The organism is Neorhizobium sp. PAMB6630, from assembly GCF_058242775.1.
Window position 1 is genome coordinate 692,724 of the sequence record NZ_CM177836.1, and the last position, 13,305, is coordinate 706,028.

The 13,305-nt window shown below is 62.1% G+C and carries 14 protein-coding genes; 8 read left to right on the plus strand and 6 right to left on the minus strand.

Annotated features, from left to right (window positions below):
* Positions 1-10: 10 nt before the first annotated feature.
* Both cydB and AC4CWF_RS03235 read right to left on the minus strand, forming a co-directional pair.
* Entirely contained in the window at positions 11-1,015 is a 1,005-nt protein-coding gene (gene cydB / locus AC4CWF_RS03230) for a cytochrome d ubiquinol oxidase subunit II (protein WP_491283696.1), read from the minus strand.
* Positions 1,005-2,444 (minus strand): cytochrome ubiquinol oxidase subunit I, encoded by a 1,440-nt coding sequence (locus AC4CWF_RS03235; RefSeq protein ID WP_491283697.1) that lies wholly within the window; start codon positions 2,442-2,444, stop codon positions 1,005-1,007. Before AC4CWF_RS03235 ends, cydB begins: the two co-directional genes overlap by 11 nt.
* A 344-nt stretch (positions 2,445-2,788) precedes the next feature.
* Here AC4CWF_RS03235 and AC4CWF_RS03240 point away from each other — a divergent pair, with 344 nt between their 5' ends.
* Both AC4CWF_RS03240 and AC4CWF_RS03245 read left to right on the plus strand, forming a co-directional pair.
* Positions 2,789-3,052 carry a hypothetical protein gene (locus tag AC4CWF_RS03240; protein ID WP_491283699.1) on the plus strand — a complete coding sequence of 88 codons (264 nt, stop codon included), beginning with the start codon at positions 2,789-2,791 and terminating at the stop codon, positions 3,050-3,052.
* 34 nt (positions 3,053-3,086) lie between these two features.
* On the plus strand, positions 3,087-3,293 hold the full coding sequence (locus AC4CWF_RS03245; RefSeq protein WP_491283700.1) for a hypothetical protein: 207 nt from the start codon (positions 3,087-3,089) through the stop codon (positions 3,291-3,293).
* On the opposite strand, the gene AC4CWF_RS03250 is transcribed toward AC4CWF_RS03245, so the two are convergent.
* Positions 3,290-4,045, minus strand: coding sequence for an endonuclease/exonuclease/phosphatase family protein (locus AC4CWF_RS03250; RefSeq protein WP_491283701.1), 756 nt, complete (start codon positions 4,043-4,045; stop codon positions 3,290-3,292). The two genes, AC4CWF_RS03245 and AC4CWF_RS03250, sit on opposite strands and share 4 nt — an antisense overlap.
* 95 nt (positions 4,046-4,140) lie before the next feature.
* Here AC4CWF_RS03250 and AC4CWF_RS03255 point away from each other — a divergent pair, with 95 nt between their 5' ends.
* Complete coding sequence (locus tag AC4CWF_RS03255) at positions 4,141-5,088, plus strand: lysylphosphatidylglycerol synthase domain-containing protein (protein WP_491283702.1); 948 nt, start codon at positions 4,141-4,143, stop codon at positions 5,086-5,088.
* On the opposite strand, the gene AC4CWF_RS03260 is transcribed toward AC4CWF_RS03255, so the two are convergent.
* The gene (locus AC4CWF_RS03260) at positions 5,062-6,588 is read right to left on the minus strand and encodes a phospholipase D-like domain-containing protein (protein WP_491283703.1); all 1,527 of its coding nucleotides are present in this window, start codon (positions 6,586-6,588) and stop codon (positions 5,062-5,064) included. The two genes, AC4CWF_RS03255 and AC4CWF_RS03260, sit on opposite strands and share 27 nt — an antisense overlap.
* A 146-nt stretch (positions 6,589-6,734) precedes the next feature.
* Positions 6,735-6,890: a hypothetical protein gene (locus tag AC4CWF_RS03265; RefSeq protein ID WP_491283704.1), complete on the minus strand. Its 156-nt coding sequence runs from the start codon at positions 6,888-6,890 to the stop codon at positions 6,735-6,737.
* A gap of 174 nt (positions 6,891-7,064) precedes the next feature.
* Here AC4CWF_RS03265 and AC4CWF_RS03270 point away from each other — a divergent pair, with 174 nt between their 5' ends.
* Positions 7,065-7,571: a ferritin-like domain-containing protein gene (locus tag AC4CWF_RS03270; protein ID WP_491283705.1), complete on the plus strand. Its 507-nt coding sequence runs from the start codon at positions 7,065-7,067 to the stop codon at positions 7,569-7,571.
* Between the two features lie 70 nt (positions 7,572-7,641).
* Here AC4CWF_RS03270 and AC4CWF_RS03275 read toward each other — a convergent pair whose 3' ends face one another.
* The gene (locus AC4CWF_RS03275; RefSeq protein WP_491283706.1) at positions 7,642-7,848 is read right to left on the minus strand and encodes a hypothetical protein; all 207 of its coding nucleotides are present in this window, start codon (positions 7,846-7,848) and stop codon (positions 7,642-7,644) included.
* A 299-nt stretch (positions 7,849-8,147) separates the two neighbouring features.
* Here AC4CWF_RS03275 and AC4CWF_RS03280 point away from each other — a divergent pair, with 299 nt between their 5' ends.
* From AC4CWF_RS03280 to AC4CWF_RS03295, 4 genes are all read left to right on the plus strand, one after another.
* Positions 8,148-10,058, plus strand: a complete 1,911-nt coding sequence (locus tag AC4CWF_RS03280; RefSeq protein ID WP_491283707.1) for a sensor histidine kinase — start codon at positions 8,148-8,150, stop codon at positions 10,056-10,058.
* A gap of 9 nt (positions 10,059-10,067) precedes the next feature.
* Positions 10,068-11,432 (plus strand): sigma-54-dependent transcriptional regulator, encoded by a 1,365-nt coding sequence (locus AC4CWF_RS03285; RefSeq protein ID WP_491283708.1) that lies wholly within the window; start codon positions 10,068-10,070, stop codon positions 11,430-11,432.
* A 211-nt stretch (positions 11,433-11,643) separates the two neighbouring features.
* A complete protein-coding gene (locus tag AC4CWF_RS03290; RefSeq protein WP_491283709.1) occupies positions 11,644-12,627 on the plus strand; it encodes a tripartite tricarboxylate transporter substrate-binding protein in 984 nt (327 codons plus the stop codon).
* A 209-nt stretch (positions 12,628-12,836) separates the two neighbouring features.
* A complete protein-coding gene (locus tag AC4CWF_RS03295) occupies positions 12,837-13,298 on the plus strand; it encodes a tripartite tricarboxylate transporter TctB family protein (RefSeq protein WP_491283710.1) in 462 nt (153 codons plus the stop codon).
* The last annotated feature ends 7 nt before the right edge of the window (positions 13,299-13,305 follow it).

Genomic DNA, 13,305 nt, shown 5'->3' on the forward strand with positions numbered 1-13,305 from the left:
TTCGGTGCCATCAGTGATATCCCTCTTCCGGATCCACCTTGCCGCGAAATACCCAGTAGGCATAGGCGGTGTAGGCAAGGATGGCCGGCACCAGAACGGCAGCGCCGACCAGCAGGAAGGCAAGGCTCTTGTCGGGGGCTGCGGCATCCCAGATCGTCACGGATGTTGGCACGATATAGGGATAAAAGCTGATGCCGATGCCGATATAGGCAAACACGAAAAGCCCAAGCGCGGCAATGAACGGCCGGCTGTCATGTTTTGTCTTCAACCCGTTCAGCAGACCATAAAGGCAGCCGATCACCAGCAGCGGAACAGCCACGCTGAAGATCGCGGTTGGATAGCGGAACCAGCGGTCGAGATATTCCGGCTTGAGGAAGGGCGTCCACAGGCTGACGCTTGCCATGGCAATGACGGTCAGGATGGCCGTTGCAAAGGCGAACCGGCGGGCGCGATCGGCAAGCTCTCCCGTTGTGCGCATTACCAGCCATGTCGCCCCGAGAAGCGCATAACCGACAAGAACGGCAAAGCCGGTGGCGATGGAAAACGGCGTCAGCCAGTCCCACCATCCACCGGCATAAGCGCGGTTGACCACCGGAATGCCCTGTACCAGCGCACCAAGCGCCACCCCTTGGCAGAAGGAAGCGACGATGGAGCCACCGGCAAAGGCCCGGTCCCATAGCCGTTCGGCCCGCTTCGAACGCCAGCGATATTCAAACGCCACGCCGCGAAAGATCAGTGCCAGCAGCATGGCGATCAAGGGCGCATAGAGCGCCGGCAGGATGGTGGCATAGGCGAGGGGAAAGACGGCCAGCAGCCCGCCGCCGCCCAGCACCAGCCAGGTTTCATTGCCATCCCAGACGGGCGCGACCGAATTCATCATCACGTCGCGATCGTGTTTCTTGTCAAAGAACGGAAAGAGGATGCCGACCCCGAGATCGAACCCGTCGAGCACCACATAGGCGAGCACCGCAAAGGCAATGATGGCGGCCCAGATGAAAGGAAGATCAAGCACCATGACGGGCACCTCCGTGCGAGGCTGAATGGGTTATGTGCTGTTCGGCAAGGCCGGAGGCCGGCGTGATGCCGGCGGTGCGGATCGGCCCCTGGCCAAGATGGCCTTCGGGGTCACGCGGCAGGCGGCCCATCAGACGCAGGATGTAGAATGTGCCGGCGCCGAAGACGAGGAAATAGACGATGACAAAGGCGATAAGCGACGAGGCGACGGCCGGTGCCGAGACCGGCGAAATCGACTGCGCCGTCAAAAGCTGGCCATAGACCGTATAGGGCTGGCGGCCGACTTCCGTTGTGATCCACCCCGCCAGCACCGCCACGAAACCGGCCGGGCCCATGACGACGGCCAGCCGATGCAGCCCGCTTGCCTGGTAAAGCGTGTGCCGGAAGCGACAGTAAAGGCTCCAGAGCCCCAGGCCCAGCATGGCGAAAGCAAGCCCGACCATGACGCGGAACGACCAGAACACCACGGTGACCGGCGGCTCCAGCTCATCCGGCACCGTATCGAGGCCCGAAAGCGGTGCATTGAGATCGTGCTTCAGGATCAGGCTGGAAAGTTTCGGGATCTCGACGGCGTAATCAATGCGCTTTTCCGCGGGATTCGGAATGCCGAACAGAACCAGCGGCGCGCCATCCGGGTGGCTGTCGTAATGGCCTTCCATCGCCATGATCTTTACCGGCTGATGCTCCAGCGTATTGAGCCCATGTTCGTCGCCGGCAAAGATCTGCAGCGGCGCGGCAACGGAAATCATGCCCATCGCCATGGAAAACATCGTGCCGGCGCGAAGCGGTGCGGTGCGGCGCAGCAGGTGATAGCCGCCGACCGCGCCGACGACGAGCGCCGTGGTGAGATAGGCCGCGAGCACCATGTGGACGAAACGATAGGGAAAGGACGGGTTGAAGATCACCTCCCACCAGTCGGTCGGAACGAATTGGCCGACATCGTTGACGGCAAAACCGGCCGGCGTCTGCATCCAGGAATTCACCGCCAGGATCCAGATGGCCGACATCAGCGTGCCGAGCGCCACCATCAGGGTCGCAAAGAAATGCAGCGCCGGGCCGACGCGCTTGCGCCCGAACAGCATGACCCCGAGGAACCCGGCTTCCAGGAAAAAAGCCGAGAGCACTTCATAACCCATCAGCGGGCCGATGACCGGGCCTGCCTTGTCGGAAAACACGCTCCAGTTTGTCCCGAACTGGTAGGACATGACGATGCCGGAGACGACGCCCATGCCGAAGGCAAGCGCAAAGATCGTTTTCCAGAAATCGAACAGCTCGATGTAGACGGGTTTCTTCGTCCACAGATGCAGGCCTTCCAGCACGGCAAGGTAACTTGCAAGGCCGATGGAGAAGGCCGGAAAGATGATGTGGAAGGAAACGGTGAAGGCGAACTGTATTCGCGCCAGTATCGTGGCATCGAAATTTTCAAACATGGGGGCACTCGCTCTTTGTCCGACCCCGTGGCTATGGGGCGCTGGTAAAAGCAGTCTCGTGGCATCTGCTGCAATGCACAATGTGTGGCGTTGCCGCAGGCCAGCCTATCACGGCAGGCAAAGTGTCACACCCTCAAAGAAGAGGCGCCTTCCGGGGGAAGGCAAACGCCCCGGCGGGGAGGATGGATTGATGCTGCCGGCGATGCCCCGCAGGCAACGGCGCCTCAACCGCAGCAGCGGGCAAAAGTTCCACAGCCAGAAGGGACATCACACCACGCAACAAATGCCGGAACCTAGCCGCGGCCGACGGGTTCGGTTGAAATATCTGAAAGGAGGACCGTCAGATGAGTGAAGCCGTTCAAACCACTGATCACGACACCATTCGCCGCTGGATCGAGGAGCGCGGCGGGCACCCCGCCCGCGTCAAGGGCGCCGGCGAGGGCGGCATTCTGCGCGTCGATTTCGGTGAGCCGGAAGACAATCTCGAAGAGATAAAATGGGAGGACTTCTTCTCGATATTTGACGAGAACGAACTCGCCTTCCTCTATCAGGATGAAACCAAGGGCGGAAAAACCAGCCGCTTCAACAAGTTCGTGGCGCGCGATTGAGCCGGCGCACGCAAAACAAGCAAGGAGGACAATCATGTCCGGTAACCAGCATTTCAAGACGGGCACGCCGAGTGACGCCGATCTAAAGCGCGATCCCGGCATCGGTCAATCCAAAGGGCTTGATCGCCACGTCGGCGAAGGGCCGATCAAGGGCGAAAACAGCGTCGAAGGTGATATCGAAAACGATACCCGCGCCGATGGCAGCATCGATCCCGCCCAGCGTGGGCGTGCCAACCGCTAAACCTCCACAGTCGCAAGCAGCGGCAGATGGTCGGAGGCGCGTCTCGCGAGCGGCGTCGATATCGCCTCCGCCGTCACGATCCGCGGTCCGCCCGAGACGAAGATGTGATCGAGCCGCAGCAGGGGAAATCGCGAGGGAAAGGTCGGCCTGGCAAACCCGCCCGCATGCTGGCGTACATCGTGCATCCGGGCCGCGAGCGTCTTGTAGGCGCCAGAGGCCGGAATGGAGTTGAAATCGCCGATCAGGATGGTCGGCTTGTCCAGCACATCCGCATGGCCGAGCCAGCCGTCGCCGGCCAGTTCCTCCGCCTGGCGCAGCCTGTCACGGCGCAAAAGGCCAAGATGGGTGTTAAACACCTGAACAGGCTTGCCGTGAATGTCGATCTCAGCCCAGAGCGCGCCGCGGGGTTCCCCGATGGAGGCAAGCGCCCCGGCACGGCGAAGGCGCATCGGAAAGGCTGTCAGCAGTGCATCGCCATAACGCTCCTCCTCGACGCTGAGCGCTGGGTGAAACTGGAAATCCATCTTCAGGCGGCTGGCAATCGCTTCGGCCTGGTCGATGCCGCCGCTGCGTTTGCGGCCGACATCCAGTTCCTGCAGGCCGATAATGTCGGGAGAAATCTGCGCGATCATGTCGGCGACGCGGCCCGGATCGAGCCTTCGGTCCGTGCCCACGCAACTGTGAACGTTATAACTCAGAATGCGGATGGTCCGGCGCTCCGCTGCGCCCGTATCTGGTACAGGTTCAATCATGAGGCAGGGAACCCCTTTACCCCGCGTTTCGTTCCCTCGGCTTGAAACCAGTCCTTCGGCAGCCTGCCGAAATCATATCCTGAAAAGGAGCCGACGTGACGCGGCAGATCATTCGAATACTCGTTGTCGCCATCATCTGTATTGCCGCTGTCCTGGTCTATCGAAGCCTCAGCCGCTACAGCCTTGAGGATATCCGCAGTTCTCTGGCGATGATCCCGTCGTGGCGGCTGCTGACAGCCTCGCTGTTCGTGGCCGCCTCCTATCTCTGCCTCTCCGGTTTCGACTGGCTGGCCCTGCGTTATGTCGGCCGGCCGCAACCGTTCAGGCGGGCGGCGCTTGCCTCGTTTACGGCGCTGTCGATTGGCCACAACGTCGGAGGCGCTGCGCTTTCGAGCGGGGCGGTACGCTATCGCTTTTATACGCGCTGGGGGCTTTCGGGCGATGAGGTGGCAAAAGTCATCCTGTTTTGCGGGGCAACCGTGCTTCTCGGCCTCAGCATGCTTGCCGCCATTACCCTTCTCTTCATGCCGCCGACGGGCGAAAGCCTGCTCGATCTCGATGCTTCCGGGCGCTTCTGGGTGGGGCTGGCGTTTCTGGCCTATCCGGTGGCCTATGTCATCTGCTCGGTCTGGGGCCGGCCGCCGCTCAAATTCCGCTCGTTCCGCATGGAAATGCCGACAATGCCGATGTGCATTGCGCAGATCCTCGTCGGCACCGTCAATTTTGGTTGCGTCGCCGGTGCGCTCGACCAGTTGCTGAAGACCTTCACCGATGCAGGTTACCTGCAGGTGGCCGCGTCTTACGTGACAGCCACCATCGCCGCGATGTTGAGCCACGTGCCCGGCGGGCTTGGGGTGCTTGAGGCAACGATGTTGTTGCTGCTGCCTGCCAGCGCCTCAATCGGGGCGCTGGTTGCGTTCCGGGTGCTTTATTACTTCATTCCGCTGCTGATTGGCGTGCCGGTCTTCCTGATCTCGGAAGCTTATTTCCGCCGTTTGCCGGCAGCGCCCACTCCTTCAGGTGAAGCTGCGCGTCAGGCGTGACAGCGCCCAGCGGGTGCCAACCTTCAGCTGGCGGAAGGGCCAGAACGGCCGGCGCGGATCGGCAAGCGATGTGCCGATCAGCGAGTCCGTCTCGCCCTTGGCATCGATCACGAAGGGCCTGAGGCCGCGGGGCTTGCTGTTGAACTGCTCGATGGTGCGGATCAGCGATCCGGTCTCGGCAATGGCGGCGGAAATTTCGGCCGGGCTTGCATCCAGATGTTCGGCAATCAGGTCGTCGCGCAGCGCCGTGATGGCGCGGCGACCTTCCTCGCTCGTGGGCTCGAAGGCGATATCGGATTCCGTATCCAGCCCTTCCGAGCGGTTGTTGAGGTTAGACGAGCCGATGCGCACGAATCTGTCGTCGATCACCACCAGCTTGGAATGAACGATGATTTCCGTCTCCTGGCCCTCGCCATCGCGCGTCACGGCATAGAACACCCGCAGGCGATTGTAGCGGTCCTGCCGCTTCAGCCGGCGGATCAGCCGGTTGCGGTTGTGGCCCATCATCAGTTTTTCCAACAGCCCGTGCGATTCCCGCGTGACGAGAATGATGATTTCCGGGCCATCCGGTTCCTGCAGCCGGTCAGCCAACGTGCGCGCCACGGTAAACGAGGCCAGATACTGCGATTCCAGATAGATATGCCGGTGCGCCGCGCGCAGGGCATCATGGGTCAGTTGCACGGCATCGCGGCGGCCGCGCCTGCCGTTCCATAGAAGCGGTTCGGTGAGCGCCAGCGCTACGGGGCAATCGGTAAGCGAAGGGGCAAGATCCTGCGGCCAGAGCGCATCCGGGTTGCCGGGGTCCGCCTCCAGCGCCTCGCCGGTTGCGCGCTTCCAGCGCTTGCGGGCACCGTCGCCCACAAGCTTTGCGCCATCGCCGGCAAGGATCGCCTGAAGGTCATGCACCGGACCATAACAGGTGCCATCGGGCGAGCAGCGCAGGGGATTGGGGATGGCGTGCCGGCGGTCGTCCCAGCGGCGGGCGGTCAAGTCTATGCCGCCGAGAAAAGCCACGGCATCATCGACCGCCACCATTTTCTGGTGGTGGCTTGCGCGAACGGGATGGCGGAAATCGAATTCGAGGCGGATGCGCGGATGGTCGTTCCAGCCGGTCTTCTGGAACAGTTTCAGGCTCTTGCCGGAATAGATCGGTCCCATGCCCCAGACGAGGATGCGCACCACAAGTCCTTCCTGCGCCTCCACCTGCGCGCGCAGGATTTCGCCAAGCGTCGGGCTGCCGTCCGTTTGCGGGTCAAGGCGGATATGCGGGTTGAAATCCCAGCCGATGATGAAGATGGATTTTTCGGCTTTCTTCAACACGTGCTCGAGGCGCTGGTAATACTCGGCACCATCCACGAGAAAGGCGGCGCGGCTGGCTGTCGCCTCGCGCCACGCATTGCGCCCGGTGCGGATGATGGAGCCGGACTTTTTCGTATGGGCCTGGTCCATCTGCGTCTGGCTCATCTGGGTATGGCTGGCGCTGCGCATGCTCACGTCCACGATCGTCACCTTCTGGATCTCTCTGTTGGTCACAGAACGCGGTTACGCCGCGCCGGTTCCAGCGTGGCGCGCGACAAGTTTCGGATCGTGATAAGCTGGCGCGTGACCGTGTCTTTTCGGGACGCCGTTCGCGCTTTGCCGAATGTCTAGAACTGCGCCGGTGGCTCGCGGCTTTCATCCGGATTGGGTACCGGGTTTTCGTCCGGCAGATGGTCCGGTTCAGGCTCCTTGATCGGCGGCTCGGGTGCCCAGACGGGGGAGGGCATCGGCGGTTGTTCGCTCGGATCGCGTGGGTCTGGCATGATGATCTCCTGATTGCTTGTCTGTTGAACCGCAAGCGAAGGAGATCGTTCCCATCTTTCGCAACGGATCTATGTCAAGGAAACGGCTGATTCAGCCGATAGGGTGAAAGCAAAGGTGGAATTCGCGCTGCCCACATGGCCGGCGCGGACCGCCACAGACAAAGGAGGTTGTTCATGGCCCATTCCCTCGACCATTTCATCGTCTGGCTTGGTGACGCGCATGCGATGGAGGTGCAGGCAACGGCCATGTTGCGCGCCCAGATCGCCCGCATCGAAAATTATCCCGAACTGCGCGAGCGCATGCAGCAGCACCTCATGGAAACCGAGGCGCAGGCCGAGGCGCTGCGCAAGCTGCTCGACCGGGTGCCGGGAAGCGGCTCGGTGCTGAAGGAAGTGGCAGGGCGTCTCTCCGTCGTTGCGCAAGGGGTGACGGGCATGCTGGCCGCTGACGAGGTGGTGAAAACCACAATGGCCATCTACACGTTCGAACATTCCGAAATTGCCACCTATCGTGTGCTCATCGCTGCCGCAGACGAGCTGGGGGATACCGAAGCCGTCGAAGTGTTCGAGAAGATTGTTAGTGAGGAGATGGCGATGGCCGCTTGGCTTGAAACCCATCTTGATGTCGTCACGCGCCTTTACCTGATGCGGGATGAACGCGATCTTCTGGCCAAGCGTTAAGGCTGATGTTTTCAGACATGATAAAGCCCGCCAACAGGTGTTGCGGCGGGCTTGAGTGCAGTGGACGCTGTTACGTCAGCCGGCTCGTCAGTTCGCCTGGATCGCGAACGCCGGTGCGGTAAAGCTCGATGATCTCGGCAGCGAGATTATCGGCCGCCCGCCGGTCGGTGAGGGCGTTACCCTCAAGGCCACGCTCTCGGCGCAGCACATCAAAGCATGTCTGCAGAAAATCCAGTTCCTGCGGTTCAAGCGTGGTTTCAGCAGCCGATATGGTCACGTTTTCCACCTCCTTCACGGAGGGCGAAAGCTCGGTTCGTCTTCCAGCCGCCAGTGCCCTTGTCGATAACCCGCGGTAACCAAAGACTACCCCGATCACCCGTCATTGCAACCGGCAAACACTCACGATTTCCTGAACGCGCCGCCGGATGGGGATCACTCCGGTTTGAGGTGGTTTGCCCGGTTGTCCTTCTATTGCGGATCGAAGGAAGGCAATCACGCTCATGCTCTTGAGTGTGGCGGAAAGATGAGGTCAACTGAAAGGGGAAAGCGGGAGGAACACAAAGGGTGGGGAAGGAAATGCTGGCAGCGCCTGCGGACGCCTTTTCGGGCGCGCTTCGGGCAAGCAACAGCCAGGGTCGCTCCCTCTCCGACGGGGCGCGGCCACGTCGGCGTTTCCTGACATCGCAAGGGGCGGTTCTTGCCATCCTGCTGATCGGCATCCTCTTCGTCATCTACGGCGGCGAGGTGATCAAGACGCGTTATCTGCGCGAGGCGGAAACACAAGGGGCAACCACGCTTCGCCTCGCCGTATCAGCCCTTGAAGGGCATCTGCGCCGCTATGAGGCCCTGCCGGCACTTCTCGCCGACCAGCCCGCCATCGAGGCGCTGATAGAGCGGCCGAACGATCCGGTGGCGCGCCATGCCACCAACAGATATCTCAGCGAAATCAATGCGCTCCTCAAATCCTCCGATATCTACATGATGACGATGGATGGCGAAACGATCGCCGCCAGCAATTTTGAACTGCCGGCAAGCTTCATCGGCCAGAATTTCAGCTACCGGCCCTATTTCCAGGAGGCGGCAGAGGGTCGGCAGGCGCGGTTTTATGCGCTCGGCACCACGTCTGCCAAGCGCGGTTATTATTTTTCCTCGCCCATCGAGATTGCCGGCCGCATCCTCGGCGTCCTCGTCTTCAAGGTGGATATCGACATGATCGAGGCCTCCTGGGTTGGTGGCGATGCGCGCATCTTCGTGTCGGACCCGGAGGGCATCATCTTCATGACGGGCACGTCGGAATGGCTCTACAAGGCCATTCTGCCGCTGACGCCGGAGCGGCTGGCGCGCACCAGTGCCTCGCGCCGGTATTCCGATGCGGTGCTGAAGCCGCTGCCGATCACTGAAACGCTGGAGGGTGGCCACCGGCTCGTGCGCATTGCCGAACAGCAGGGCACGCGCGAATATGTGGCGCTGTCGCAGCCGATGCCGGAGGCCGGCTGGACGGTGAATGTGCTGACGGATACCGCCTCGGCGCGGGCGCAGGCGCAGACCGTGGTTATCGCCGGCTTCCTGCTTCTCTGCCTTGCCGGCCTTGGCCTTGCCATCCTGTTGCAGCGGCGCGCACGGCTGGCCGAGCGCCTGTTTTTGCAAGCCGAAGCGCAGGGCGAGCTGGAGCGGCGCGTGGTGGAGCGCACCGCAGACCTTGCCCGCGTCAACGAGCGCATCGAGGAAGAAATTGCCGAACGGCGCCTGACCGAACAGCAGCTGCGCCAGACGCAGGCCGATCTTATTCAGGCCGGCAAGCTTGCCGGTCTCGGCCAGATGTCGGCGGCGCTGTCGCACGAGTTCAACCAGCCGCTGGCGGCCGCAAAGACCTATACCGATAGTGCTGCCGTTCTCATCGAGCGTGGCCGACTGGTGGAGGCAAACGACAATATCCGCCGCATCTCGGCGCTCATCGACCGCATGGCCTCGATTTCCAGGCACCTGCGCAACTTTGCCCGCAAGCCGAACGAAAAGCTCGGCCCCGTGCTGCTGGACGAGGTGATCCGCGATACGCTGGAAATCGTTGCCGCCCGCCTGAAGGCCGCCGATGCAACGCTCGTCCTTGATCTTGAGGTGCCGGACATGGCGGTGGAGGCGGGTTTCGTGCGCCTGCAGCAGGTGCTCGTCAACATCATCACCAATGCCGCCGATGCGGTGGAGGGGCTGGACAACAGGCGCATCGAAATGTCTGCCCGCCATGACGATGGCCTTGTGGAAATCACCGTGCGCGATCATGGGCCCGGCGTGCCGGCCGCAATCCGCGAGCGTATCTTCGATCCCTTCTTCACCACCAAGGGTGTCGGCAAGGGGCTGGGACTTGGCCTTTCCATCTCCTATAACATCATCAAGGATTTCGGCGGCAGCCTGGAGACCGGTGATCACCCCGAGGGCGGGGCGGTTTTTCGCATCAGATTGCAATCGGCCGGGGAGCGGGCGGAAGGATAGAGAAGACGCATGCAGCGGGTTTTGCTGGTGGACGACGAAGAAGAACTGCGCCGCTCCACCGCGCAGGCGCTGGAGCTATCCGGGCTTTCGGTGCAGACGCTTTCAAGCGCCGATCATGTTCTGGAGCTGATCGGTTATGCCTTCGATGGCGTTGTGGTGAGCGATATCCGTATGCCCGGCCTTGATGGCATGACGCTGATGCAGCGCATCCGTGAACTCGACGCGGAAATCCCTGTGATCCTGGTGACGGGTCACGGTGATGTGCAGCTGGCGGTGAAGGCGATGCGCGAGGGCGCCTATGATTTCATCGAAAAGCCGTTCACCACGCCACATCTGTCGGGCGTCATCCGCCGTGCGCTCGACCGGCGCGGTCTCGTTCTGGAAAACCGCCGTTTGCGCGCCGTCGCCGGCAAGCGGGATGATCTGGAAAGCCGGCTGCCGGGGCGCACGCAAGGCATGGTCGACCTGCGTTACCAGATCCGCGCCATCGGGGCGACGGATGCCGATACGCTCGTCATCGGAGACACAGGCGCGGGTAAGGAAGTGGTGGCGCGGGCGCTGCATGATGTGAGCGCGCGCGCCAACAAGCCGTTCATTGCCATCAACTGCGCCGCCCTGCCGGAAAACCTGATCGAGAGCGAGCTGTTCGGCCACGAGGCCGGCGCCTTTCCCGGCGCCCTTCGTCCGCGCTTTGGAAAGTTCGAACATGGCCGCGGCGGCACTATCCTGCTCGATGAAATCGGCTCCATGCCGTTCGACCTGCAGGCGAAATTCCTGCGGGTGCTGCAGGAGCGGGTGATCACAAGGCTCGGCTCCAACGAGACGGTGGGTCTCGACGTGCGTTTCATTGCCACCAGCAAGGTGGATCTGGAGGCGGAGGTGGCAGCCGGCCGCTTCCGGGCGGACCTGTTCTACCGGCTGAACGTGGCAACCGTGCGCGTGCCCTCGCTTGCCCAGCGCCGGCCGGATATTCCGCTTCTTTTCCTGCAGCTGGTGCGCGAGGCCTGCGCGCGTTATGGCCGCGACGACATGGAGGTGCCGCAGGAAGTGGTGGCATCCGTTGCCCAGCGCGACTGGCCGGGCAATGTGCGTGAGTTGCGCAATGCTGCCGACAGGCTGGTGCTGGGGCTCGACATGCGCCCCGGCGATGGCGGCGCGCTGGTGAAGCCTGAAAGCGGGCGCCTGTCCGACCGCGTCTCGGCCTTCGAGCGCAACATTATCGCCAGCGCCATCGCGGCCCATGGCGGGGCCCTTCGCCCGGTCTACGAGCAGCTCGGAATCAGCCGCAAGACGCTCTACGAAAAGATGCAGAAATACGGCCTCGACAAGAAGCTTCTCTCGCCGGAAAGCCTTCTGGAGCTTGGGGAAGAGTAGGCCCGGCAACCCGCATGGGTGGAAATCCACACATGAAAAACTGCTGATGTAGCGGTTTCTACCCATGACGCACTGCGATATCGCAATTTGTACGCCAGCCTCGTGTCACGCCTGATTGCGCCGGCATCTTTTGCGGGGGCAGATGGCGTCATCTGGTTGCTGGAGGAGGAGCCCCGGCAACCGATCTGATTTCATCTCGAGGAGGATGTCGATGAAAATCACCAAGGCTATCGCTTGTGCAACCGCGTTTGCCGCTCTTGCCCTGTCGTCCACCGTGTCCCTGGCGGCCGGTTATCCGGAACGTTCGATCACGATGATCGTGCCGTTCTCCGCCGGTGGCCCCACGGATACGGTCTCGCGTCTGGTTGCCGAAGCCATGTCGAAGGATCTTGGCCAGCAGATCATCATTGAAAACGTCGGCGGTGCCGGCGGAACGCTTGGCGCCGGCCGCGTTGCGAGCGCCGAGGGCGATGGCTACACGCTGCTTCTGCATCATATCGGCATGGCCACCAGCGCCACGCTTTACCGCAAGCTCGCCTATGACACGCTGAACGCGTTCGAATATGTCGGCCTCGTCACCGAAGTGCCGATGACCATCGTGTCGCGCAAGGATATGGATGCCAAGGACCTGAAGGGTCTGATCGAATACGCCAAGGCCAACAAGGACACGGTAACGGTTGCCAATGCCGGCATCGGCGCTGCCTCGCATCTTTGCGGCATGCTGTTCATGAGCGCCATCCAGACGCCGCTCGTCACCGTTCCCTACAAGGGCACCGGGCCTGCCATGACCGATCTTCTCGGCGGTCAGGTCGATATCATGTGCGACCAGACCACCAACACGACCAAGCAGATCCAGGGCGGCACCATCAAGGCTTATGCGGTCACCTCGCCCAAGCGCCTCGACGTGCTGAAGGATGTGCCGACGGCGGTGGAAGGTGGCTTGGCCGGCTTTGAGGTTGGCATCTGGCACGGCATCTATGCCCCGAAGGGCACGCCGAAAGAGGCGACGGAACGTCTCTCCAAGGCGCTGCAGGTGGCCCTGAAGGACCCGAACGTTGCGGCCCGCTTCGCAGAACTCGGCACCGCACCCTCGTCGGCCAGTGACGCGACGCCCGTTGCGCTGAAGGCAAAGCTTGAAAGCGAAATCACCCGCTGGAAGCCCGTGATCGAAGGTGCCGGCCAGTACGCCGACTAAGCTTTTCCGGCACAACCGGCCACTCTCCCCTTTTCTCGCGTCGCGTCTTTTTCGATCGCAGGCTGTGAAGGGGAGGCGGTCCGGCGCGCCGCCTCGCGTGGGGGCGTGAGGTGGCGCGGCAATGTCCGTCTCCCCGTTTGGGCGGGGAGACGGCGACGGCAGCCGGATGGGATATCGTCTCGCCCGCGGTTCCAATCATTGGGGACACCATGAAATCCATAAAAATCGACCGGACAAATGCGCTCTGCGGCGCAATCTTCGTGGCACTCGGACTGTTCTTTGCCCTGCAGTCGCTGGGGCTTCAGCTGGGAACGGCCTTCCGCATGGGGCCTGGTTATTTTCCGCTGGTGCTTGCGAGCGCCCTCATTCTGCTGGGGGCCATCATCGTCATCCAGTCACTGCGCACGGTGCATGAAGGTGTCGGCGCCATTGCCTGGCGCGGCCTCATTTTCATCCTGCCGGCGCCAATCGTCTTCGGCTTTACCGTGCGCGGACTCGGTTTCGTACCGGCGCTGTTCATGGCCGCCTTCATCGCTTCCTTCGCGTCATCGCGCATGAAGCCCTTGATGGCGCTGGTGCTGTCTGCCGCCATCACGGTGTTTTCCGTGCTCGTCTTCAGTTACGGCCTCGGACTGCCTTTCCGCAGCTTTGGTCCCTGGCTCGGTTATTAGGACGCAA